Here is a 24068-nt window from a genome sequence, read left to right on the forward strand (position 1 = left end):
TCAGTCGGCAAGGAGGATGGCGGCGGTGAGGCCGGCCGGCATGTGATCATCGACGGCGGTGCGCAGGCTCGCCAGGCGGCGCCCGCTGCGCAGATCGTGGAAGACGCCCATCTCGGCACCGTCCTCGGCGCCGGCGCTGATCTCGACTGGGCAGTCCGGGGCGAGGCGGCAATATTCGGGCTTGCCGTAGCGCAGGCTGTCGAAGCGCGGGCGGACCGCGGCGCGGGTCCAGGTCAATCGAGCCTCGGTCTCGGCGGGCGTGAGGCGCAGCGCATTGGCTTCGGCCCTGGCGTCGGCCTCGGCCCGGTCGGGCTGGCAATGGAAGCGCCGCGGCGTCCGCGAGGCAGGCGCGACATGGCAGAAGCGCATCCAGCCGAGCTGGCGCCGCGCCACGGTGATCCGGCCGAGGAAGATGCTGTCGTCGGCGGTCAGGCTGTGCGTCATCACGCGGCCGATCACCGTCGAGCGCGCGAAGCACGCATCTGCGAAGGCGAGCCGCGACCCCGCCGCGCCCAGCGCCTCGCATTCGGGCGAATCGCAGTCGGCGCCGGTCGCGTCGACCACGCTGTCGGTCACGCGGAGCTTGATCGGATCGGTCGCGACTTCGTCGTTATTGACCTGGATCGATCCGACGATGCTGTGCGCGATCGTCAGGCATACCTGGCTGTCGAGTATCGCGATGCTGGGCTCGGACGGGCGCTTGGGATCGCAATCGGGGCCCAGCGACCAGCCGGGCACGAGCGTCGAATGACGGATCGTCACCGAGGTGATCGCGCCTTCGATCTGGACCCCGCGGCCGGCGATCAGCAACCCGTCGAGGATCAGCCGCGACCCCGCCGCGCCGCCGACCTGCATCGAATCGGTCGATTCGGCCTGCCAGTCGGCGAGGCGGATCACCGGTCGCGCACCTTGCGCCGCACGGATCTGGAGCGTGCGGCCGGTGTCGAGCATCAGCCGGATCGGCAGCTGATAGATGTCGCTGTCGGTAATCTCGATGACTTCGCTCTCGGGCTGGTCGGCCGCGGCGGCGAACGCGCCGTCGTCGTCGAGCGACGGCCCCCAGGGTTCGAGCGCGGCGCGCAATTCCGCGACGCCGGTGACGCGCCGGATCACGGGCGGCGGCGGGAAGCCGGCCACGGCCTGCTCGGCCAGCGCGTTGATCCGCGCCGGATCGGGATTGTCGTGGAGCCGTTCCACCGACACGCCGCGCCACAGCGGCCTGCGCGTCGCCGCGTCGACGAAGCTCACTTCGAGCCGGTCGTCGGCCACCGCCAGATCGACTGCGAATTCGCCAGGCTCGCCGGTGCGGAAGCGCTTCTGCAGCGCGCGGTCGGCCGCAGTGCGCAGGCGCCCGAGCAGCGCCGAGCTTTCGTCCTCGGGGACGTCCGATGCCACCCAGCTATAGCTGTGGAAGCGCGTCGCGCCGACCTGCTCCGACAGCGGGCGATAATATTCGCCGCCGCCCAGTTCGGCGCTGAAGCCGTAATGGTAGCTGACCGTCACGCGCTTGCGGGGGAATTGGCGCGGCGGGAAGACGATGCGGCCGCGCAAGGGATCGATCGCGACATGGTCGCGCGGCGGCAGATAGTTCCAGTCGTCGAGATCGGCGACGATCACCTTGTCGGCCGGAATCGGCTCGGTGCCGGGGCTCTTCGCGGTCGGCCAGCCGGGCGCCCACACCGCGACCGAGCGCACCACTTCGCGACCGTCGACCATTCGCGTTCCCCAGAGCTCGGGCGCCGCGGTGGAGAAGCCGGCGGGGTCGCGCTCGGGCGCGGCAAACAGCGCGCGATCGATCCGCACCGGCAGCGCCGCCGCCCCGGTGCCGCCGCCCTCGGGATTGACGAACAGCGGCGCATCGTTGCCGAGCAGGCTGAACGCGAAGATGTGCGGGCCGATATCCTCGAGGCTCGCGGCGGGCGCGCGGGTCACCGGAAATGCCCGCAGCCGCCAGACCGAGAGCTCGACATCGGCGGAGCGCGTGCCGCCCACGGGGCCGAGCGCAGTCGAATGCGCGCGCATGTCGAAGGTGCCGCTATCGGCGAGCAGCGACGGCGGATCGCGCAAGTCGACCGCGCGGCCGCGCAGATGCTGTGGCAGCCGCAGCGACTGGCTCTGCGCGCTCACCGCGGCGAATTCGATCGCGCGCGCGGGCCAATCGCCGATCTCGCCCGCCAGCCGCTCGAGCAACGGCAGCGTGCCCTTGCGCCGGCGATTGGCGATCGCATTGGCGACGGTCCGGCGCGAAGGCGGATCGCCGCCCGGTGGCACCGTCACCCCGACCAGCGCGCCGATATAGGGGATCGCCCATTCGGCGCAGGTCTCGATGAACCAGTCCTCATAGCGCTGGGCGATGTCGTCCTCGATCAGCAGCGCCTGCTCGCCGATGATTTCGAGCAAGGCGCGCAGGGCGCCATTGCCCTCCATGTCGCGGCGGCGATGGATCGTCGGCAGCAGCTCCCACAACCGATCGAGGCGGGGATCGCGTTCGACGGTGAGGCTCGGCATCGCGTGCTCCTACTTGATCTGGTTGAGGACGAGGCTGGCGGGCAATTCCGGGCTGAGCAGCAGCAGCTCGGCGGGAAGCAGCCCGGCGCCCGCGGGATCGGTGCGCGCGGGATAGGCCGGCACCCAGCGCTGCACGCCCTGCGCGACGGCCTTGGCCACCCCCTTGGCGATTTCGTCGGGGGTGCGCGGCAGTCTTTTGCCGGCGGGGCCCTCCATCGTCGCGACGCCGCCGAAGGTGTCGAGATCGATCCAGGCGACGCCGGGCACCGACTGGATCGCCGCGACCAGCACGCTCGGCGCCGCGCCCTGCGCGAGCTCGCGTGCCTCGAAGCCGAACAGGTCGAGCAGCCTGGCGCGGATCGCCTGTGCCACCGGCTCCCACAACCGGTCGGGATCGATCCGGACCTTGGCCGAGACGATCAGCAGCTTGAGCTCGCGCGGTGCCACCACCACCGGCAGATCGGGATCGCCGAGCCGGCGGAAGGCACCGCGCAGATTGTCGAGCAATTCGCCGTTCGGATCGAGCGGGGCATCGTCCTCTGCCGCGACGGTGAGGTGCACGACACGGCGGCTGCCCGCGGCCATGACCTGCGCGCTGGCGAGGGCGATCCCCGCGAAGCTGCGCGCGAAATCCTCATGATCGCGAATCGAGACGAGCCGATCGAGCGCCATCGTCGACACCGGCGCGTTCCTGCGCGTGCGCTCGCGCGGCTCGGCATCGGCGCCGCCGGTCGCGGCGACTGGGTTGATCACGCCCTTCACGCCCAAGGGCCGGACGACGAGCTGGTCGATCCGGCCCGCTCCGAGATTGCCCGGCCGCCCGATCCCGGCGCGATAGACCGCGCGGATGTTCTGCGATCCGGTTGGCGGGCGGGCACCGTCACGGCCGTCCGGGAAGATCACCGTGGCCTTGCCGCCGGCATCGTTGCGGACGGTATAGACGCGCTCATGCGGTCCGTTGGCGAGGAAATTGGCCTCGGGGCGCCAGCGTATGTCGTCGACGAACACGTCGAGGCTGGAGGCGAGCCCGGTAGCATTGGGCGCCGACGTGTAGGTGAGCGGCGCGCGCTTGAGCGCGAAACGCTGGCGGGGGGCGGCGGCGTCGCCATTGCCGAGTGTCTCGGCAACCGTCTCGCCGTGCGTCGCCTTCACGACATTGGCCTGCAGCGCGACGGTGCCGCGGCCATAGCAATAAGACAGCGAATTGGCGAAGCGCAGGAAGGTATGGACGTCGTCGCCCAAGGCGGCGTCCCGGTCACCCGGCGTGATCGGCTCGCCGTCGGAGCCGCGCACACCGTGGACTACTTCGGCGATCATCGCGACTTCGCTGGCCAGCACGCCGGCGACGCCCTCGATATCGGCGCGCTCGCCGCTCACCGCGACATAGCGGCCCGGCTCCAGCCCCGAATAGGTGCCGTCGAGCTCGATCCACGGCAGCGGCTGGCCCGGCTCGGGCTCGACGCAGAAATCCTGCACCAGCGGGCGCGGAGCGAGTGCGAGCTCCTCCGGCCGGGCATAGACCGTCGTCTTGCGGATCAGCTGATAGTCGCGGTCGATGATCTCCTGATCGCCGACATAATTGTAATAGTCGTCCCTGACCTTGAACCACGCGTCGGCGTCGCCGAGGTGAATCGCGGTGCTGTCGCCGATGCCGCCATAATCCGCGCGAGCAATCTTGGGATCGACCGACTCCACTCGGGCGAGCACCAGCGGACGCGTCGGCGCCAGCAGCCATCGTTCCCAATTGCTACCATTCTCGCTGGAGCCGGTGACGGGGTCCTTATAGTCGTCCTTGGGAATCGGGATCGAGCGCATGTCGACCATGACCCAGCTGTCGGGCAGGATTCCTTCCTGCGGGGACTCCAGCGTGAGGACATGCGGATCCTCGCGCAGGAACAGTTCCTGACCATCGTTCACGGTCGAGGCGATCGGCCATTCGCCGATCTCGAAGATCTCGGTGCCGCCGCCTTCGCTGTTCGCCCGGTCGACGCGAGTGCGCTTGGGGAAATTGCGGCCGAACAGGCCGGAACGGACCCGCAGGGCGAAGACCTTGAGATCGCCTTCGCGCACGCGCGTGCCCGACAGCGCCGCGCCGATCTGCGCGCCGACCGCGGGCACCGCGACGCCCAGCGTCTTGTAGGCGGCGTCGGAGCCCCTGGCGAAGTTCGTCGCGATGTCGCGGGCGAGCCGCTCGGGGCTGCGCGGCGCGACCGAGGCTGCGACCGCGAGCTTCTCGATCCATGTGGGGCGTGGCGGCGCGCAATCATCGTCGTCGGGATCGTCCGACGATTGCGTGCTGGAGTTCGCTGGTAGCGGCGGCGGAGCACCGCTCGCCGCGGCAGCATTGACCGAAAGCCCCCCCGCTTCGCCCCCGGCCAGCGCGACCGATTGAGCATGGCTCTCGACCTTGTCGAGCCATTCGCGCAGCGCCGGCTGCGGCAGCCCGCCGATCCGCGCGCGCGCATCGACGATGCCCTTCTGGAGCTCGAGCAAGGCGGCCTCGCGATCGGCGGCGCCGGCCTTTGCGAGGCGATCGATATAGTCGACGATCCCCGCGGCGATGGTGCCGCCGGGCGCCTGGTCGCGCAGCGCGAGCAGTGCTTTGAGGTCTGCCTCCGAGAAGCTGGCGGCCTGGCTAGCATTGGACGACACCCGCTCCCACGGTTCTACTGCGATCCAGGTGTGTTTGAGCGCGGTGTCCGCCTTGACTGCGAGCACCCGCATCGGCTCCGGCGTCCCGCCGCCATATTGGAAGAGCAAGGCATCGCCGGGCTTGAGGCCGGAATCGGTGCCGGCGAGGTAGATGTCGGTGGTGTTGTTATCGGGGTCGCGGCTCTGCCCGCGCTCGGGCTCGCTGGTGCGCACGCCGAGCAGGTTCCAGCGCGCGCGCGCGGCGAGATCGCGCGACGTCTCGAAGACCTGGGGCAATTCGTTCTGGCGCGGCAGCGACTTTGCGCCGGTCCCCGCGGGAATCGTCACCGGGGTCTCGGGGTCGCTGTCGAGCGCGAAGGCGAGATAGGTGCTCGCCGACACGCCCGGACCGGGCTCGTAGCCGATCAGCCGCGCCAGCTCGCGCACCGAGCGGTCCTGCGTCGCGGTGCGCAGATAGCCTTCGTTGGCGATGCGCTCCTGATAGAAGGTCAGGACGTCGCCGGCGACGGCGAAGGCGTCGAGCAGGGCGATCGCGGGATCGGCGGAGTCGCGCGTGCGCAACGCGGCGAGCGGGCGCGTGCCGTCGTGCAGCGCATGAGTCGACAGCCGCGCGTGCATCGTCTCGACGAAATCGGCGTAGGTGCCGATCCGCGCGGACAGCCGCGACAGGCCGGGCCGGTTGGCGACCGCGCGCGGCGTGACTGCCTCGACGCCGTCGCAACAGCCGCAGGCGCCCGCGCCCGAGGCGCAGGCCTGGCAGGAGCAGCCCGTCTCGCTCATCGCCCCGTCTCCATCGCCAGCGACAGCCGCCCGTTCTCGGGCGCGTCGCGATCCTGATCGAGCCGCGCGAGCTCGAGCGGGCCGAGCGGCAGGATGCCCGCCTCGATCTCGCCGTCGGGCCCTTCGAACAGCCGCTCGAATCGAATGACTTCGGCGTGCGCCACCCCCGGCACGCGGTGCGCGGCGGCGAGGATGCGGCTGGTCATCACGCCCTCGCCGAAGCTGAGCGAATCGGGATTGAAGAAGCCCAGGCGCCCCGCCCGATCGCGCCGGGGCCCTAGCGCCTCGCGCAATTCGGTGCCGACCTGCTCGGCGACATGGCCGGGCGCGACGCAGACGCGCAATGCGAGGTCGATCGGCACCGTGCGCGCGGGGACCACGCGCACGTCGTGCCCGATGCGGCGATAGCGTTCGAGATGCGCGGCGATGCAGTCGAGCAAGGATTGCGGCGGATCGGCGGTTCCGAAGGAGTCGATCGCGACCTGGACCTCGCTCCGCACGCCGGTCGCGCGGAGCGCCGCGGCGGCGCGCTGGACCAAAGTCGGGAAGTCGCGCATCGCGATCGCGGCATAATCCTCCGCCGCCACCGCGCGCTCGAGCCGGGTGCGGAACAGCTGCGGCGCGCGCAGCTTGCCGTCGGCCATCGGCTCGGGGGGGGTGCCGCCCTGCGCGGGAAGCGGGTTGGTGACGGTCAGGGTGACGCCCTCGGGGAAGGCGTTGCGGAAGACGATGTGCTGGAGCGCGCCTGCGCCGACATTGCCGGCCGGGCCGTTGCCGACGCGGTAGAAGGCTAGGAAGCGCTCACCCGCCTCGGGCATGCGCCCCGAGACGCCGTCGCCGAAGCGCAGTCCCGCGCTGCCGTCCTCGGCGGTCTCGACGACGAAATGGGCGTCCTGCGGCCCGGAATCGAGCAAGTCGGGCCGCGGGCGCCACAGGCTGGCGGCGCCGGCCGAAGTGCGTGCGCCGCTATAGCGCAGACCGCGCAATTCGGCCGGGTCGGGTTCTTCGGTATCGCCGGGCGGGACGCTGGTAAGGCGTATTGCGGGAAGCGCGGCGACCGGATCGGGCATCGCCGTCACCGATGCAGCGGTGCCGCCGCAGCTGCCGCAGCGCGACTCGTCGCCGGCCGGCGGCGCGACGAAGGTCACGTCGGGGCGGTCGAGCCGTGGGCGGTAGCGCTTGGCGAGGATGCGGGTCTCGGCAGGCGTGCAGCGATCGTCGCATGCCGCCGCGACCTGGCCGACCCCGACCGGCGGCAGTGCCTGCTCGATGCTGCGCCCGTGATCGACCGCGACGACATTGCCGTACGCGATGCTGACCCCCGTCAGCCATTCGCAATTCGGCGCCTCGCTGCGCGCGGAGAGGCAGAAGGCGAAGGGCAAAGCATCCTCGGCACACCACTGCACCTCGACGATCCGCCGGCCGGTCAGCGGATCCACGCCTTCCTCGACCGCGGTGAGCCGCACCGCGTGGCGGCGGGTGGGATCGGCGTCGCCGGGCTGGCCGGTACGCGGGCCGATCGCCTCGGCGAGCACGAGCACGTCGCCGGGCGCGAGCCCGAGGCGGTCGGGCCGCTCGCCCGGGGTGGCTTCCGCGGTGTCCTGCGGGGACGCGCTCGGCTGCTTTTCCGGGCGGTTCTCGGCGCGCGCCAGGGCGCCGGGCGTATCGCTCGGGAAAGCGCCTCCGCCTTGATCGGGTACGCTGTCGCCGCCGCTCTCTTCGGCCGGGGGCGGCTCCGGCGCACCGGGATCGACCAGCGTCGCCGCGGTCGCGCCCTTGACCAGGCAGCATTCGCTTCCGCCCCAATCGTAGAATCGGATGCGATTGCGCGCGCGGCGGAATTCGAGCGTCGCCGCCTCGCCCGACGGCTCGAACACGAGATAGTCGCGCCAGGCGATCTCGGCGACGTCCTCGGCGCGAACCATCGGGTCGTGGGCGCCGGGGAGTGCGGTGGTGAGCATCAGATCGGCCGGCGCGACTTCGACTCGGTCGGCGCCGTCGAGCTCGAACACCGCCCAGGTCCGTGCCGAGGCACCCTGATGCAGCCGGTAGTCGACCAGCCGGCAGTGCCGCCGCACCGATTCACGCAGCCGTGCGCTGTCGAGGAAGCATTCGGTCGCGACCGCGTCCTGATAATAGCTCAGGTCATCGGCGGCATAAGCGAGCAGTTCGACCAACGTGATGCCGATATCGGGGGCGTGGCGCTCCTGCCAATCGGGCAGGGTCAGCGCGAGCCGGTCGAGGATCAGGCGGCGGAAGCTCTGATAATCGCGCGCGCTATAGTCGATCGCCACCGGCGGCGCCGGGTCGGGCAGGCACGGCGCGCAATCCGCGGGGTCCTGATCCTGCGGGCAGCCCGCCTTGAAGCTGAATTCCGCCGAAGCGTAGCGCGTGTCGAAATCGCTCGGCGCGCCGGGGATCGCACGCCCATTCTCGTCGCGCGCGACGATCACCAGCCGATAGGTCGAGAAGTCGCCCGGCCGATCGACCGTGACGAACATGCGGTCGTCCAGCCCCTCGTCCTCGGCGCGCTCGATCGACACGGCGAGCACCTGGATGTCGCGTTCGCGCCGGCCGCCCTCGATGCGGAGATTCTCCGGCTGGATCCATTCGGGTGCGCGGCCGAGAAAGGTCACGATCAGCGTGGTCTGCGCGCAATCGACCTCGACCGAATCGATTCCGTTGAGATCATGGCCGCGGATCGCCGCGCGGCGCTTGTCGTCCTCGACGCAGTAGAGTGGTGCGCTGCTCATGCCGGGCCTCCCACGACGAAGGTCTGGACGGGGCGCTCGCCGGTGGCGCGGATCATGTAGTGGATCTCGACCTGGAGCGACGCGTCGACCGCGGTCACGTCGAGCTTCTGCACTTCGATCACGTCGCCGAGGAAACGCTGGAGCGCCGCGCGGGTGGTGAATTCGAGCGCAGTCGCCGCCTCGGGGCTGGCGAAGGCGAACACCTGGTGCATCACCCCCGCGCCGAAATCGGCCCGGTTCACGCGCTCGCCCGGACGCGTGAACAGCAATTGCTCGATCATGTCGCGGACGTGATCGCCCGCATCGGTGGTCGCGGTGCGCCCACTTGGGCCGATCGCGAAGGGGAAGTCGATCTCGACGCGGGTGTTCATTGGGCCATGACCCTTGCCTGGGGGACGGTGATCATCAGCGGCGTGCCGGTGGGCGCACAGAGCGAGCTGCTCGACTGGACGACCAGCGGCTGGCCGTTCGACAGCACCCGCGTGGTGCCGCTCAGCCACTGCCCGGTGACGCACGGCCCGTTGCCCGCGGTGGGCGGCGGGAAGCTGCAACCCTGGATGGTCATCGTCGTGGCGATGGTCATGCTCGGCACCCCGCCCAGCGTGACGCGCGCGTTGACCGCGGTCGGCGTCGCCTTGCCGCCATGACTGCACATGACGCTGGCGGTCGCTTCAACGAGCATTCCGGGCATGCCGCGCCTCCCTCATGTCACCACCAGCGCGGACTTGTTGATCAGCACGCTCAGGCCCAAGAGCTGGATCGACGCGCCTTTGCCGTTGTCGATGTAGATGCCGCTGTCGTTGACCACGATCATCGCTCCGGTAGCGCTTTGCAGCACGATGCCGCCGGTCATTGGGGTCGGCGGCGCATCGCCGATGACCACCCGGTTCTGGCCAAGCGACTGCAGGACGATGTTCGGCGAGACCGGCAGGCCGAGGCTGGCATCGGTCGGCAGGTCCGATGCGCTGCTCCAGCGGCAACCGCTCCAGATCGGATAATTGAGGTCGCCTTGCTCGAACTCGGCCCACACCGCGGCGCCGATCGGCGGGACGAGGTGGATGCCCATCCCGGGTCCGGTTGGCCCCGACAAGGGCGTGCAGCTTTCCGCCCAGCTCGACGGGGTCGGGCCAAGCACGTCGGGGACCATCATCTGGATCCGGCCGCGCCGCTCCGGATCGATGTTGAGCGACACGGTCGCGCGATATTTGCCGAAATAGCGCCCCTCGGTCATGGCAGCACCGCCGGTCCGGCCGCGATCAGCCCGTCGCGCGACAGCGTGAAGCTCTGCTTGTAGCTGCCCGGCGTGATCGTGTGGGAAACCGTGTTGACGTAATACATGCCGTCATAGGTGAGCCCCGCCCCGCGCACCCCGACGAGCATTCGCGCGCGCAGGATCCCGCCATAGGCGCCAACGTCGAGCGAACCCTGGCCGGTGATCGCGTCGCGCGCGCTCATCATGATCTCCAGAGCGCGCTTGGCGGCGCGATCGGGGGTCAGCCGTGTGGCGCTGCCTTCGAACAGGATCTGCGCGGGCGGCGTCGGGCGCAGCCCGAGCGGCGGATGCGTGATGCTGAGATTGGGCACCGGCACGGGGATCGGTATCTTGCCGGTGGCGGGATCGTAGGTGAGCAGGATCGTCTGCTTCTTGGCCAACCCGTCGAGGCTGAAGCTCAGGCTCTCGACATTGGTGAAGGCATCCATGTTGACGTTGAGCGCCGGCTGCGGGACCGGAATGCGGATATCGGGCCCGAAATAGGCGATGCTCGTCAGCGGCGCGGGGCCGGGCTCGACGAAGAAGACGTAGGAATTGGCCTGGGCCAGCTGGGTCAGATAGGCGCGGTCGGTCGCGTCCTGGGTGTCGAAGCGGCTCGTCGGGCTGTCGACGCTCGGCACCAGCGGCGGGATCACCATCGGCACGATCCCGAAGGCGGCGTATTTGGCGAGGATGGTCGCCACCCGTCCCGCCTCGGGCACCGCGGGCCAGGGCATGCGGACCTGCACCACGTCCATCAAAACGCTCAGATCCTCGCCGGTCAGCGTCAGCGTGGATTCGCCCGGCGTGTTGCTCGGCGCCACTTCCTGACGCGTCACCACGCCGTCCATCAGCACCTGGGGGATGCCGCGATAGACCATCGTGATCACCACCCGGGTGATCATCGGATCGAAGAAGCCCAGCGGCAGCATCGCCAGGTTGAGCGGCGAGGTCTTGCCGGTGTGAAAGCTGATCTGGAAGCCGCTGCGCGCGCCCCCCGAATTGACCGAGATCGACTTGACCGCCTCGGTCAGCGGCAGGGGCGCCGGCAGCGGTGCCGCCAGCGGGCCGATCATCAGCAGCAGATAGCCCGCGTCAAGCAACCGGCGGTCCTCCCATCGCTTCGGGAAGGGTGATCGCCAGCCGCGTGCCGACCGTCTCGGTCAGCGCATTGGGCCGCATCGCGCGATTGGCGTCGGCGATCCGCCAGGCGAGCTCGGCATCGCCCAGCCGCTGCGCCGCGACATTGTCGAGCCGGTCGCCCTCGTTGACGACATGCTCGCCGATCCGGGTGAAGCGCGACGGGTCGGGGACGACGCGCGGCGCGAGATAGGCGATCTCGGTGCCGTCCTCGGCGACGTAGCGGAGCACCTCGGCGCCCTGGTAGCGGCTGTTCGCCGGGAAGCTGGTGGTGACGGTCATAGCTTCAGCCCCGCTCCGACATTCTGGATGCTCGCGAAGATGTTGGTCATCGCCAGCACTTCCTTGGTGACGTGGTGGACCATGAAGAGCGCATTGCCCGCCGAGCCGAGCGACAGGTCGTGATAGCTCAGTACGTTGAGCGTCAGCTCGACCTTGGCGCGGATCGGGTTGAGCAAAGTGTCGTAAGCTTCCTCGGTGATGGTGAGCGCACCCACCTTGACCGGCAGCACCCGCGTCGGGCCCCAGACGAACAAGGTCATCGGCGCGTCGGTGGGGAGGATCTCGATGATCCCCGCGGCGCCGAGCACCGAATTGGCGATCACCAAAGCGGTCTTGGGATAGACGAGCATCTCGAGCGCCGCGAGCGTGGGCGTGATGCCGGTGGCGATCGCGAGCGGGTTGTTCGACTCGAGCTGGTCGGCGGCGTCGATCTCGACCGAGAGCGTGATCGTCTCCTTGGGAGGTCCCGCCAGACGAAACGCCTCGCCCTTGTCGCCGCCGGCGCCGGCGCCGCGCGGCTCGAGCCGGCGCGTCATCGTGTCGGGATTGTATTGGAACACGACAATGCTCGCGAGCGGATTGAACAGATCCACTCCGATCAGCGCGCCCTTGATGAGCCGCGGCGAGGAGGTCAGGCCGGTCATGCGCGGCGCAGTCCGGCAAAGGTGTGGACCGGCGTCATGGGCCGCGCTTCGTGATCGTGAAGCGCGCCGCGCCGCCGCCATAGCGCACCGTGATCATGGTCGGCGGCGCCTCGCCTCCCACGACGTAACGCGCATTCGCTGAAGTGCCGAGGCTGCCGCCCGCTTCGGGCAAGGCGCCTTCCGCCTCGGCACGCGAGGGCAGTTCGGCGCCCTTGGCGTCCTCGGCGCGCACGGCAATCGCGGAGGTCGACAGCGTCGGCGAGTCGGCCGGGCGCGACACGACGACCACAACGCTCCACCCGCCCGCCGCACGCTCGACTTCGAGCGATATCACGGCATCGGCGAGTTCGATCTGCGCGGGGGCTACGATAAGGTCCATGAGAGTGCCTGTTCCATTGTGCGAAGGTGTCCGTAACGCGCCGATCAGGGGATCGCGGCGGTGCCGACGACCGACCAGTTGCTGGTGGCGAGCACGCTGCTGCTCGACGTGTCCTGAAGCTCGCCGCGGAAGTCGAGGTTGATCTCGTACGTGTGCCCCGATTGGACGTTTCGAAAGCCGGGGGTGTCACGCCCCTGGAACGTGCATCCGCCGGCCTGGTCCGGAAGGTATTGATTCCCCCCGACGGCGGCCCGCTCGCGATGGCCATAAGCGTCGCCGGCGGGGGTCCCGTCCTCCTGGAACGTCGTCGGGTCGAGCGTCGTGCCGGGCAGGAGCCGGTGGGTCAGCGCGGTGCCGTCCTTCTTGAAATAGCCGCGGACATATTGGCGGTACACGCCCAGCCCGCAGGTGCACGGGATCGGCGCGGTGAAGCTCGCTTCCATCTGGAAATGCTTGTTGAAATTGCCTCCTGCATGGACCGGGGTGAGCGTGCCGCTCGGGATGTTGGTGAAGCTGCCGGTCGGGGAGCAATATTCGCCGGTCCCGCCATCCACCGCCTGGGTCGCGGTTTCCGGCGACCCGGTGGCCAGCGTGCTCGTCTCCCCGTCCCCGCCATCGCCAACGTCATAGCTTTGCGACGACGCGCCGGCATGCAGCGGCACCCTGCTGAGATTGCGTCCGCTTGCGAACGCGTGCGTATTCTCCTCCGCCTCGCATGCCGGGCAGGCACCGGCGGATTTGCCGCCACCGCATTTGGCACAGCCGGTTGCCGTGGCGGTGGCGGCGGGTCCGGCATGCCGGGACGGCCGTTCGAGCGTCGCTAATCGTCCCATCGCAGCAACTCCTGATGCAAAGCATTGGCGGCGGCGCTGCCCAGCGCAGCGCCGGAGACCGCCTCTGGCAGGCCTTCCTGCGCGCGGCGCAGCGGCGCGGTCCGTCCGCCGAATCGCGCGAGCGCGGAAACATCGGCGGCGAGCCGGCGGCCGAGTTCGCGTTCAAGCGCGTCGCGGAGCGGCGGCAACTCGGCCGCACCCACCCCGTCGACCACAAGGCGCTCGATGTGGAGACGCACCGTCATCGCGCCTCTCCCGCCACTGCGCGGATGCGGCGGAAATCGGCTTCGTTGACCGGGCGGTCGAGCTTGCGCAGCTCGATCCGGCAAGCGTCGAGCAGCACCTCCATCGTCACCGACGTGCCCGCCGCGGCGGCCATGAACGCGGCGTTGATCGCAATGCCGTGGATATTGCCGCCGGCGAGGTCGAGCCGCGCCAATCGGTCGAAATCGACCGCACGCTGCGGTACGCCCGGCGGAAAAGCCTTTTCCCAGATGCGGCGGCGCTCGGCGGCGCCCGGATAGGGGAAGTTGACGATGAAGCGCAGCCGCCGGACGAAGGCGGTGTCGAGCGCGCTCTTCATGTTGGTGGCGAGGATCGCGAGCCCGGCAAACGCCTCCATCCGCTGGAGGAGATAGTCGATCTCGATATTGGCGTAGCGGTCGTGGCTGTCCTTGACGTCGCTGCGCTTGCCGAACAGCGCGTCGGCCTCGTCGAAAAACAGGATCGCGCCGCCCGCCTCGGCCGCGTCGAACACGTCGCGCAGGTTCTTCTCGGTCTCGCCGATATATTTGCTGACTACTGCCGACAGATCGACGCGGTAGAGATCGAGGCCGAGCCGGTCGGCAAGCGTCTCGGCCGCCATCGTCTTGCCGGTGCCGCTGTCGCCGGCGAACAGCGCGCTGACGCCAAGCCCGCGGTTCATCCGGTCGCGGAAGCCCCAATCGTCATAGACCGTCGCGCGCCCGCGCACCTGCGCCGCGATCTGGTCGAGCAGCGCCACCTCGCTGTCGGGCAGGACGATGTCGCGGCAACTGGGCTTGACCTCGATGCGCTGGGCGAGCTGTGCCAGCGACGGGCGCGCGCGGAGGACACTGCCGCGCCACAGGCGGTCGCCGATCGCAACGCTTTCCTCGCCCGCGCGGGCTTCGCGCGTCACGGCGCCGATGTCCGCGAGATTGAGGTCGAAATGGCTCGCGAGCCGCGCGGCGACCGCGGCCGCGTCGGGCAGGTCGGCGAGCTGCGCTTGCCATTCGGCGCGCTGTTCGGCGGCGCTGGGCTTGGCGATGTCGACGCGCCCGTCGATCTCGAGCCCGGACATGCCGTCGCGCAGGTCGACGAATACCAGGCCGCCCGCGCGCCGCACCAGCCGGCGCAGCGCCTGCTCGGCGCCGCTCGGCAAATCGTGCGCGTCGACGTGCAGTGCGAAGGGCAGCAGCAGCGACTCGCGCGTCCATAGCCGCAGGAAGCTGTCGAGCTCGGCACCGGCAGGGATCGCTTCGACCGGCAGCCGGTAGCATGGCAGCCCTAGCGCCGCCGCCGCCGCGGAAGCGAGCCGGCGCTTGCTGTCGCGATCGGGCCCGACCAGGGCAATGCGCGCGGGAACCACCGAGCGCGCCAGCCGTACGATCTCCTCGGCACGGATCTGGTGCGACTGCGCCAGCGCCGCGTCGCCGGGGGCCGGCATCGGCTCGAGCAACGACGCGACGCGGCTGTCGAGATGGTTGAGGCCCTTGGCGAAATTGGCGATGCGCTCGTCGATGCGCAGCGCCGCGGCGGTCAGCGGTGTCGCGCCAGGCTGGTTGATGTCGATCAGCCGCCAATAGCGCAGCGGGCGCTCGGGCGAGACCGCGTCCCAGGCAGCATGATCGAACAGGGTCATCGCCAGCGCGAAGCTGGGATTCGCACGGCCCTGGCTGCCCTGCGCCGTGGCGAAGGATTCGAGGATGCCGGGATCGAGCTCGGCGGCGAGACAGAGCAGCAGGATGTCGCGCTCGAAATCGGACAGGCCCAGCCGCCCGGCGAGCATCAACAGCGCGGGGGGCGGATCGCCGGCGCTCGCCTCGGCGAGCCGTTCGGCGGCGGCGGTCACGGCCGGCGGCTCGATCCCTTCGGCGGCGGGGAGCAGCAGCACCTGCGGCACGGCATTGGCCGGCGAGCGGCGGCGGAAGATATTGAGGCCGGGCCACTCGACCGCGCCGGGCACGCCGACCGGCGCCAAACCGGTGAGCGCGTCGTCGCTATTCTCGGTCGACGGCGGAGGGGGGATCGCGGCGCGCAGCAGCTCGCGCAGATGCGCGAGTGCCGCCGCGAGATAGGCGTTGTTGCGCTCCAGCCAGGCGTCGACATCGTCGCTCATACGACCGTCACCCGCTGGCTGTCGTCGAAGGCCAGCCGCCCGCTGACCGGATCGATCACGAAGGGCTGGCTGTCGGCGCCGTCGATCCGCAGCACCGCGAGGTCGCCGTCGGCGATCGAATCGCTGTCGACGAGGAAGTCGAGCGTCACCCCCGCCGCGACGCGATCCTGCGCAGGGATCTCCTGCCCCGAGAGCAGCAGGATCGCGACCTGATCGGGCAGTACCTGCGGCCGGCAAGTGACGGTGAGCGGCACCATGCCCGACCCCGAGGCGACCGGATTGGGCGCGATCGCGGTCACCCGCGCGCCGAGCGGCATCGGCCACACCGGCGAGCGGATCTCGCGGCCGCCGCGCGTCACCACTGCGGTGACGCCGTAGATGCCCGGCGCCCATTGCGTCTGGTCGGGCGCGCCGTCGGGCAGGGTGACGCGGAGCTCGCTCTGCCCGCTCGCCACCGGCACCAGATCGGCGCCGATCGCACGCTTCAGATTACGAAATTCGAGCCGCACCGCGTCGCCGACGAGCCCCGATCCCGAGAAGCGCAGCTTCGCCCCGAGATGCGCCGCGCGCAATGTCGGGAACAGCGGCGGGCCATCGTCGGTGGCGGCGAGGCCGATCCACAAACCCTCGATCACCGGCCCGGTGCCGGCCAGCGCCTCGGGTCCGCGATCCTCGGGGCCGCGGTTGAGCACCGGCAGCGCCGGCCCGGCGCTCTCGACGGCGTCGATCAGCACCACCGACGCCTCGTAGCGCAGCGATAGCGCATAGGGCGTCTGCACCATTACCGACCACAGCCGCGACATCTCGTCGAGCGAGTCCGCGCTGGGCGTGATCGTCACGCGCTCGAATGAATCGCCGAGATCGGAATCGCCGAGGATCGCCGCGTTGCTGGCGATCGCGTCCGCGATGACCTGGCTGGTGAGCACGGGCCGCGCATGGAGGTCGCGCGCCACCGCGGCGGCCATGCGATCGGGCTCTAAGTCGCTGTCGGTGCCGTAGAAGGTGACCAGATAATGAAGGCTGAGCGCCGCGCGGGGCCGATTGACCAGCGCGCCATCCGCCCCGCGCATCGCGAGGTCGGCGTTGCGCAGCGCGGCATGGGGCATCAGATGATAGAGGAAGATATTGACCTGGCGCGCCGGCGCGTCGTCGGCGGGCGGACGGCCGAAGCGGAGCTGGACGCCGGGCACCGCGCTCGCCGCGGCGGCCTGGGCGATCTGGCCCAGCGCGGCGGTGACGGTGGCGATGGCGAGATGGTTGCTCATCGCGCGGCCCCGTTGCGGCGGCTGAGATAGGCATCGAGGCTGAGCGGCTCGGCCTTGGCCGGCGTGCGCGACGCGGGCCGCTGCGGCGGCGCTGCGGCGGCGCGGACCTCGACGCGGCCGATGCTGATATGCACGTCGGGGAGCGACGGCGGCGCGGCGGGCTCGGCGGCGATCACTTGTGGTACCGTCAGCATCGGCGCGGCGGCGGGCGCCGGGGTAACCGAGGGCGCGGCCAGCGGTTCGTGCGCTTGCGGCGGTGCGGGCGCCGCCGCACGCGCGGCCGGCGCGGTTACCCGTGGGCGCTCCAGCCGGGGGAGATCGCGACGCGCCTCGGGTGCGGGCGGCTGCGCGATGGCGGGAGTCGCTGCGATGCTGGGGACTTTCGCGGCAGTGCGGGCGGGCTGCGAAGCATCGCGGGAAGCGGACGGACGAGTGGGCGCTTCCGGTGCCGCGATGTCCGCCGTCGCCGGACGCGGTGCCGGTGCGATGACACGCGGCGGTTCGCTCGTGGCGGGCTCAGCGATCGGCGCGTCCGGCTTGGCCTGCGCCGGTCTTGCCTGCGTAGGCCGCGCGACACTGGGCTCCGGAAGCGGGGCCGGCGCGCGAAGCTCCGTACGCATCTGGGGCGGCGCCTCCGGCTCGGCGGAGCGCCGCGCGCGCGGACGGGAAACGTTCGGTTCGGCCGTCGGTGGCGCCTGTTCTGCCACCGCCGCCGGCGCCTGCTGCCGACTCGCGCGCGGCGGATGTGGCGGTGAAAGCGGCTGGACTTCGGTATCGTCGGGAAGCAACCGCGGCGCGCGCTGCGACGGCATCGCGGCCTTCGCGCCGGCGGAAGCCCTGGGCTCCGGCGTGGCCTGGGCGTCGTCGGGCGCCGGCTCGGTGCGCGGCGCGAGCGGGCTCGCCGGGCGCTCGGCCGCTTCCTCGCCCCATTCGAGATCCGCGCCACCGCCCTCGCCGCCCCAATTGGCGAATTGCTGCGGCAGCGCCGGCCGGGCCGCCTGCTCGGGCGCGAGCGTCGCGCGGACGAGATGGCGCAGCAGGCTCATCGTGCCTCGCCGGCGATGCGGTCGAGATAGGATTGCCGCCGGCGCGGCGACAGGCCGAGCACCGCCGCCTCGCTCCACCCATAGCGGCTGGCGATCGCGTCGATCGCGGCGAGCATCGCCTTGGCCCAATGATCGAGCCGCACCCAGAGATAGGAGACGATGTCGAACGGCACCTGCGCCTGCGCCGCGCAGCCGGGACAGGACAGATCGAGCACGATCTCGGCCTGCGCATCGGCCGCGCTCATCGCGTCGCCGATCGCGGCGCGCGCGGAGTCCGAAAGCCGATCCACGCCCCCGGCATCGACGAGGCAGCGCGCGAGCAGGTGCCGCTCGGCCCGGTCGAGATCGGGCTCGCTCTCGATCGCGATCAGGTCGGCGCTGTTGGGAAGCCGGGCGCGGAAGCTGGCGCCTTCCACCTGCGCGGTAACGAGGGTGCCCGGCGCCGCCGCCTCGGCGCGGACGCCGTCGCTGGCGAACGCGACGTCGATCCGCTCACCGCATGCCGAGCAGGCGGCGATGCATTCTAGCCTGGCGCCGAACAGCCGGTCGCCCAAGTCGAGCAACGCGGTGTCGCGCCGCCCGATCGGCAGCTCGGCCAGATCGGCGGGCGCCGCGTCGGGCAGCGCCGCACCGAGCAGCAGCAGCCCGCGACGCGGCGGCGACAGGTCGTCGCCGCGCTCCCACAGGTCGATCAGGGCATCGAGTTCCTCGGCCCTGGCTCGGGTTTGCGCACGCGCCATGGCGGTTCGGAACCCTCAGGGATCAAAAGCCAGGCTCGGACGGCTCGACCACGTCGGGGTCGCGCTCCCAGCCTTCATTCTCGAGCTTGATACTCGAGATCAGCACGGCGTTGGCGTTGGCGTCGAGATCGGCCTGCGCCTGATATTCGGACACCCAGCAGCGGAACACCTTGTAGGCGATCACCTTCTGCCCCGCCTCGTTGTAGAGAGTGATCAGGATGTCCTTGCGGAAATTGGCCAGCGAGGCCTCCATCCCGGGACCCGAGCTGAAATCCCAGATCCGGTTGGCCCAGCGCTCGAACTCGTCGTCGTGCGTGACCCCGCGCTCGAGCGTGATCGCCTCGAACTTGTTGCGCCCGGGCGACTTGCGCCCGCTGCTGGGATCCCCGCCTTCGCGGTGCTCGACCACCTCGGTGGTGCGCTTGAGCGCGCCGACCTTGGAGATTCCGGCGACGTCGCGCCCGTCCCAGGACACCCGGAACTTGAAGTTCTTGTAGGGATCGTGGCGGGTGGTGTTGACTGCAAATTGCGGCATCTTCGCTTCCCCTCAGGCGATATCGAGATGCGTGATCTGCGAAAGCTTGATCACGACGAACTCAGCGGGCTTGAGCGGCGCGAAGCCGACAAGGATGTTCACGATCCCCTTGTCGATGTCCGCCTGCGGCGTCGTGTCCTTGTCGCATTTCACGAAATAGGCCTCGGCCGGCGTCGCGCCCTGGAAGGCGCCCTGCCGGAAAAGCCCGTGCATGAACGCCCCGACATTGAGCCGGATCGACGCCCATAACGGCTCGTCGTTCGGCTCGAACACCACCCATTGCGTGCCGCGATAGAGACTCTCCTCGATGAACAAGGCAGTGCGGCGCACGGGCACGTATTTCCATTGGTCGGCGAGCCGGTCGTCGCCGCGGCGCGTCCGCGCGCCCCAGACGACGCGCCCCGCGCCGGGCAGGGCGCGCAGGCAATTGATGCCCTTGATGTTGAGCTCGCCATTCTCCGGATCGGTCAGCGACACCGCCAGGCGCGGCGCGTTGACCAGCGTCGCCTCGAGCCCGGCGGGCGCCTTCCACACGCCGCGCTGCGCATCGATCCGCGCATAGAGGCCGGCGATCGCGCCGCACGGCACGAACGCCTCCTCGCGGCCTTCGCGCAAGGGATTGGGCTGCAGGATCCTCGGGAAATACAGCACACCATTGGCGCTCGCGCTGCCGACATCGGTCTCGAACCCGGCGAGCGCATCGGCCTTCTCGTTCCAGTCGGCCGGCGGATCGATGATCATCACGGCGCGCCGCAGGGTGCAATAAGCGAGCGCCGCGTCGATCAGCCCGGCGCCGACGCTGCCGCCCAGTTCGTGCGGCGGAATGCACAGCAGGTTGAATGCCTCGGCCTTGTCGAGCGCATTGAGCCCCGTCTTGCTCGCCGCCGATCCGGGTGGGGTGAAGTCGTCATCGGTCAGCACATTGCCGTCCGAACCCTCGCTGCCGTCGGCGACCGAATAATTGGTCGGCGTGCTGTTGTCGGCCCAGGGATCCTCGCCCGGCTGCGGTGCAGTGCTCGCGGTCGGCCGCGAAGCCGGCAGGGTGCCGGCGACGCGGATCAGCTGCGAATCGCCTTCGAGGATATGATCGGCGCGGCGGGCATTAGCCGGGTCGGTCGACACCGCCATGAAGCGCTCGACCGTGCCCGTGGCGCCGTCGCGGACGGTGAGATTGAACAGGCTGGTGTCGCTGCCGAGCACGTCGTGGTCGACAATCACGCGCAGGCGGTCGCCCCAGCTGCCCGGCGCCGCCGCCGCGAGGCTCAGCCCGCCCGCGTCGATCGTCGCGGATACCGGGCCGGCGATCGAGTCGGCGGCGGCGCTCACTGCGGGTCCGACCGCGGCGGTTGCCGCAGTACCGGCGGCGGCCTTGTTGGAGGGCGCCGACGCCGCTGCCGCCGCCACCGCTGCGGCGACGGCCGCGGCTGCCGATGCGGCTGCCGGTCCCGGCGCCGAAGCCGCCGCGACGGCGCCTTGCGCGGCGGTCGCCACGTCATTGGCGTTCGCGGCGCCTGCCACCGCATTGGTGGCGGCGGTGGCCACGGCGTCGGCCGCGGTCTGCGCTTCGGCGGTCGCCGCGTCGAAGGCGGCGTCGCGTGCCGTCTCGTCGGCGAAGCTCGGCGCGAACAGCCGGACGATCACCGCCTGGCCGCCGCCGTTCAGATAGAAGTCGCGCACCGCGAAGCTCAGCGGGCTCTTCAGCCACAATCCGCCGAACTGGCGCTCGAAATCGGCGAAGCTGTTGATCACCACCGGCAAGTTGACCGGGCCGCGCTGGGCGCGCCCGACAAAGGCCGCGATCGACGTCGATGCGCCGATGATCGTTCGAACGTTGCTCGGGACTTCCTCGATATAGACGCCCGGATAGGTCAATGCAGATGGCATTCGTCCCTCCCATGCACGATCCTGACGAAAAGCCCGACCGCGGGCCCTTCGGGCATGCTGAAAGACGTTCGACGGATTGCCTCCGAAGACAGGCGCACGCACCCGCTCCGTCAAGGCGTGAAGCCGACGAAGTTAAATCCTTCCGCAAGATCGATTTTGATCAGCAGAACGAATTTTCTTACAGCATAATTATTGTTTGTTTTGAGTCGGCCCTGGAGAAAGAACGTCTCATATTTGGACCATTGACGCAAGTGCCCGGTACTTTCTTTCGATTTACCCGGTCTGTTCTGCAATGATATCGGTCTATCTTATTGGAATCGATAAAACACTATTCTAGCGATGGCGAAGATCGCCGGCGGTAGCGAACGACACCTTGGCACTTTGCACGACCTTTCGGCGCGCCGATGAGTCGTTGTCGGTGCGGTGTCGTTCTGGCACCTTGCCGGCGGTCTGCTCGGGGGGGGCGAGATGGCGGAGGGGGGATACCGCGCATTCATCAGCTATAGCCACCGCGACGCCGCGGCGGCGCAGGCGCTCCATCGAAGGCTCGAAGGCTATCGCATCCCGCGCCGGCTGGTCGGCACGATCGGCGAGCACGGGCCGGTCCCGCGCCGGCTCACCCCGATATTCCGCGACCGCGACGAGCTGCCCGCGGCGGGCGATCTGAGTCAAAAGGTGCGCGCGGCTCTGGCGGCGTCGCATGCGCTGGTCATCCTCTGCTCGCCACACGCGGCCGCCTCGCTCTGGGTGACGCGCGAGATCGAGACCTTCCGCGAGATCGACCCCGGCCGGCCGATCCTGGCGGCGATCCTCGACGGCGAACCGGCCGACTGCTTCCCCGCCGCGCTGGGCGGGTCGCAGAGGGACGGGTCGCCGATCGAGCCGCTCGCCGCCGATCTGCGCCTCTCGGGCGACGGGCGGCGGCTGGGCTTCCTCAAGCTGGTGGCCGGGCTCGCCGGAGTGGGCCTCGACGCCCTGGTCCAGCGCGATGCAGCACGCCGGATTCGCCGCGTGACCGCCGTCACGCTCACGGCCCTCGCCGCGATGCTAGCCATGGCAGTGTTGACGATCATCGCGCTCAACGCCCGCCACGAGGCGGAGCGCCAGCGCGCACAAGCGGAGGGCCTGGTGGAGTTCATGCTGACCGATCTGCGCACCAGGCTGAAGGGCGTCGGACGGCTGGACGTCATGGATGCGGTCAACCAACGGGCGATCGCTTATTATGGCGACAGGCGCGCGCTCGTCACCTTGTCCGACGAAAGTATCGAGCGAAGGGCGCGAGTTCTCCACGCGATGGCAGACGACAGCGAGAAGCGCGGCGATCTCGACGGCGCGATGCTATTGGCGCGCGAGGCGCATGCCGGGACCGCCACGATCCTCGAGCGCCATCCCGATGATCCCCAAAGCATCTTCACGCATGCGCAAAGCGAATATTGGCTGGGCAGCATATTCGATCGGCGCCGCGACTGGCCGGCGGCGAAAGCGCATTACGAACGCTATGCCGCCGCTGGCGCACGTCTGACCGACATCGAACCCGGCAACTCGACGTACATGATGGAGCGCGGCTGGGGCGCACAGAATCTCGGGATATTGCAGGTTAAGGCGCATCGCGACTATCGGCGCGCCGAATTGCTGTTCCGCGACGCCTTGGTCTGGCTCGCCAGGGCCCGGCGTCTCCGTCCCGGCGACGCAGCGGCCACAAGCGCGCTCAGCCAGGCATATGCGTGGCTTGCCGACAGCTTCTATTATCGCGGGCTATGGCAAGACTCGCTCGGCGCCCGACTGCAGCAATATGCGCTCGACCAGGCCCTGCTCGAAGCGGATCCCGCTGATAGCGAAAGGCTCTACACCCTGGTCGGCGCCGAGCGCTCGGTCGCGCGGCTTGAGAGCAAGCTCGGCAATTGGAATAAAGCGTCGGGGCTATTCGCCGCCGCTTATCGAAAAGCGCGAACATTGACGGCGCGCGATCCGGACAATGCCGACTGGCTGGTCCTCCGGACTATCGTCGAGTGCGAGTTGCTCAGCTTTCCGCCAGGTGTCGATCCTCCGCTGGCGCGCACCACCGTACGGGCGCGGGTGAGCGAGGCGGCTGACACGTTGCGAAACCAACACAACCCGCGGCTCGCGGAATTGGCGTCGTGCATGTCGCGCGTCGATTCTTGATCCGGGCCGGAATCGAGGAGCCTTTAATGACCGACGCAATCAAATCACTGCTCGAAGATTTCATCACGGACCAGATCGAAACCGAAAGCGAAGAGTTATTGCTTCAAGGGCCACGCAGGTTCAATCACAACGTTTATCACAAGCGATTGAATCAGCCCAGCTTTCCCAATCATCAAAACGCTCCGCACTGCATATATTTCTATTATCTCCGACTTAACTCTAACGGCAAGCTAAAGGTCAGTCATTACTTCTGGCCTTCCGGAGATCCTGACGATCCCACAAATCCAGCAAATCATGCGGACTGGCCGATCATCAAGAACGATCAAAATTCGCCTGCCGACCAGAACCTCGAAGCCATCATCAAGCGCTTGGCCTTGAATGCCCGACCCAGCGTGGATTGGCAGGACAAGAACCCGCAACCGCTTCCTCAGGTCAACTTCAAGGACATCACCTGGCGGCGGCGATCGTGGATCGTGCTGTTCGTGGACGAGGCGAACTGGCATCTGCTCGACACGTCGAACAGCTCAAATCCTGCCATCGTCTTTACCTCCAACGCGACGGATCCTGCATGCACGTCGAACGAGTCGTTCTTCGATGCCGACCATTTCCGCATTTCCATGCCCATCCTTCGGCACCCGGGTGAGAGCGACCAGCGCACGGCGGTTGCTTTCATCAATCACATGAAAAAGGATCATGAAGGCAACGATCTTCATGCAGGCGAACACCAGAATTTCAAGTTCAGTATCTTCTTCGACGTCAAGTTCGCCGACGGAACCGGCGTGATGAAGGTGATCTTCGATCCCGGCGGCGTCAACGACGGGACTCCGTTGCAACCTTGAGGGCGTAGCGCAAC

General features: G+C 69.3%; 20 protein-coding genes. 2 read left to right on the plus strand and 18 right to left on the minus strand.

What is annotated here, in order from left to right; translation table 11 throughout:
* From AC3WJI_RS04060 to AC3WJI_RS04145, 18 genes are read right to left on the minus strand one after another with little or no spacing between them, the layout of a single operon-like run.
* Positions 1 to 2508, minus strand: a complete 2508-nt coding sequence (locus AC3WJI_RS04060) for a DUF4136 domain-containing protein (protein ID WP_492755963.1) — start codon at positions 2506 to 2508, stop codon at positions 1 to 3.
* Between the two features lie 9 nt (positions 2509 to 2517).
* The gene (locus AC3WJI_RS04065) at positions 2518 to 5940 is read right to left on the minus strand and encodes a putative baseplate assembly protein (protein WP_492755964.1); all 3423 of its coding nucleotides are present in this window, start codon (positions 5938 to 5940) and stop codon (positions 2518 to 2520) included.
* The gene (locus AC3WJI_RS04070) at positions 5937 to 8693 is read right to left on the minus strand and encodes a putative baseplate assembly protein (RefSeq protein WP_492755965.1); all 2757 of its coding nucleotides are present in this window, start codon (positions 8691 to 8693) and stop codon (positions 5937 to 5939) included. Before AC3WJI_RS04070 ends, AC3WJI_RS04065 begins: the two co-directional genes overlap by 4 nt.
* Entirely contained in the window at positions 8690 to 9064 is a 375-nt protein-coding gene (locus AC3WJI_RS04075; protein ID WP_492755966.1) for a GPW/gp25 family protein, read from the minus strand. Before AC3WJI_RS04075 ends, AC3WJI_RS04070 begins: the two co-directional genes overlap by 4 nt.
* On the minus strand, positions 9061 to 9384 hold the full coding sequence (locus AC3WJI_RS04080; RefSeq protein WP_492755967.1) for a hypothetical protein: 324 nt from the start codon (positions 9382 to 9384) through the stop codon (positions 9061 to 9063). The genes AC3WJI_RS04075 and AC3WJI_RS04080 overlap by 4 nt, the downstream gene beginning before the upstream one ends.
* Before the next feature lie 12 nt (positions 9385 to 9396).
* A complete protein-coding gene (locus tag AC3WJI_RS04085; RefSeq protein ID WP_492755968.1) occupies positions 9397 to 9924 on the minus strand; it encodes a phage baseplate assembly protein V in 528 nt (175 codons plus the stop codon).
* On the minus strand, positions 9921 to 11048 hold the full coding sequence (locus AC3WJI_RS04090) for a phage late control D family protein (RefSeq protein WP_492755969.1): 1128 nt from the start codon (positions 11046 to 11048) through the stop codon (positions 9921 to 9923). The genes AC3WJI_RS04085 and AC3WJI_RS04090 overlap by 4 nt, the downstream gene beginning before the upstream one ends.
* Complete coding sequence (locus AC3WJI_RS04095; RefSeq protein ID WP_492755970.1) at positions 11041 to 11367, minus strand: hypothetical protein; 327 nt, start codon at positions 11365 to 11367, stop codon at positions 11041 to 11043. Before AC3WJI_RS04095 ends, AC3WJI_RS04090 begins: the two co-directional genes overlap by 8 nt.
* Positions 11364 to 12011: a hypothetical protein gene (locus AC3WJI_RS04100; protein ID WP_492755971.1), complete on the minus strand. Its 648-nt coding sequence runs from the start codon at positions 12009 to 12011 to the stop codon at positions 11364 to 11366. Before AC3WJI_RS04100 ends, AC3WJI_RS04095 begins: the two co-directional genes overlap by 4 nt.
* A 34-nt stretch (positions 12012 to 12045) precedes the next feature.
* Entirely contained in the window at positions 12046 to 12390 is a 345-nt protein-coding gene (locus AC3WJI_RS04105) for a hypothetical protein (protein ID WP_492755972.1), read from the minus strand.
* 44 nt (positions 12391 to 12434) lie between these two features.
* Positions 12435 to 13223, minus strand: a complete 789-nt coding sequence (locus tag AC3WJI_RS04110; protein WP_492755973.1) for a hypothetical protein — start codon at positions 13221 to 13223, stop codon at positions 12435 to 12437.
* On the minus strand, positions 13211 to 13468 hold the full coding sequence (locus AC3WJI_RS04115) for a hypothetical protein (protein ID WP_492755974.1): 258 nt from the start codon (positions 13466 to 13468) through the stop codon (positions 13211 to 13213). Before AC3WJI_RS04115 ends, AC3WJI_RS04110 begins: the two co-directional genes overlap by 13 nt.
* Positions 13465 to 15582 carry an ATP-binding protein gene (locus tag AC3WJI_RS04120; RefSeq protein WP_492755975.1) on the minus strand — a complete coding sequence of 706 codons (2118 nt, stop codon included), beginning with the start codon at positions 15580 to 15582 and terminating at the stop codon, positions 13465 to 13467. Before AC3WJI_RS04120 ends, AC3WJI_RS04115 begins: the two co-directional genes overlap by 4 nt.
* Positions 15579 to 16847, minus strand: coding sequence for a Pvc16 family protein (locus AC3WJI_RS04125; RefSeq protein ID WP_492755976.1), 1269 nt, complete (start codon positions 16845 to 16847; stop codon positions 15579 to 15581). Before AC3WJI_RS04125 ends, AC3WJI_RS04120 begins: the two co-directional genes overlap by 4 nt.
* The gene (locus AC3WJI_RS04130) at positions 16844 to 17893 is read right to left on the minus strand and encodes a hypothetical protein (RefSeq protein ID WP_492755977.1); all 1050 of its coding nucleotides are present in this window, start codon (positions 17891 to 17893) and stop codon (positions 16844 to 16846) included. The genes AC3WJI_RS04125 and AC3WJI_RS04130 overlap by 4 nt, the downstream gene beginning before the upstream one ends.
* Positions 17890 to 18633 (minus strand): hypothetical protein, encoded by a 744-nt coding sequence (locus tag AC3WJI_RS04135; RefSeq protein ID WP_492755978.1) that lies wholly within the window; start codon positions 18631 to 18633, stop codon positions 17890 to 17892. Before AC3WJI_RS04135 ends, AC3WJI_RS04130 begins: the two co-directional genes overlap by 4 nt.
* 22 nt (positions 18634 to 18655) lie before the next feature.
* Positions 18656 to 19168 (minus strand): phage tail protein, encoded by a 513-nt coding sequence (locus AC3WJI_RS04140; RefSeq protein ID WP_492755979.1) that lies wholly within the window; start codon positions 19166 to 19168, stop codon positions 18656 to 18658.
* 12 nt (positions 19169 to 19180) lie between these two features.
* Positions 19181 to 21052, minus strand: coding sequence for a phage tail sheath family protein (locus AC3WJI_RS04145; RefSeq protein WP_492755980.1), 1872 nt, complete (start codon positions 21050 to 21052; stop codon positions 19181 to 19183).
* A 468-nt stretch (positions 21053 to 21520) separates the two neighbouring features.
* Between AC3WJI_RS04145 and AC3WJI_RS04150 the strand changes: the two genes are divergently transcribed.
* Together AC3WJI_RS04150 and AC3WJI_RS04155 are read left to right on the plus strand one after the other, a co-directional pair.
* On the plus strand, positions 21521 to 23215 hold the full coding sequence (locus AC3WJI_RS04150) for a TIR domain-containing protein (RefSeq protein ID WP_492755981.1): 1695 nt from the start codon (positions 21521 to 21523) through the stop codon (positions 23213 to 23215).
* A 26-nt stretch (positions 23216 to 23241) separates the two neighbouring features.
* Entirely contained in the window at positions 23242 to 24054 is an 813-nt protein-coding gene (locus AC3WJI_RS04155) for a hypothetical protein (RefSeq protein WP_492755982.1), read from the plus strand.
* Positions 24055 to 24068 lie beyond the last annotated feature (14 nt).

This window comes from Sphingomonas sp. FW306-1B-B10E (assembly GCF_058782005.1).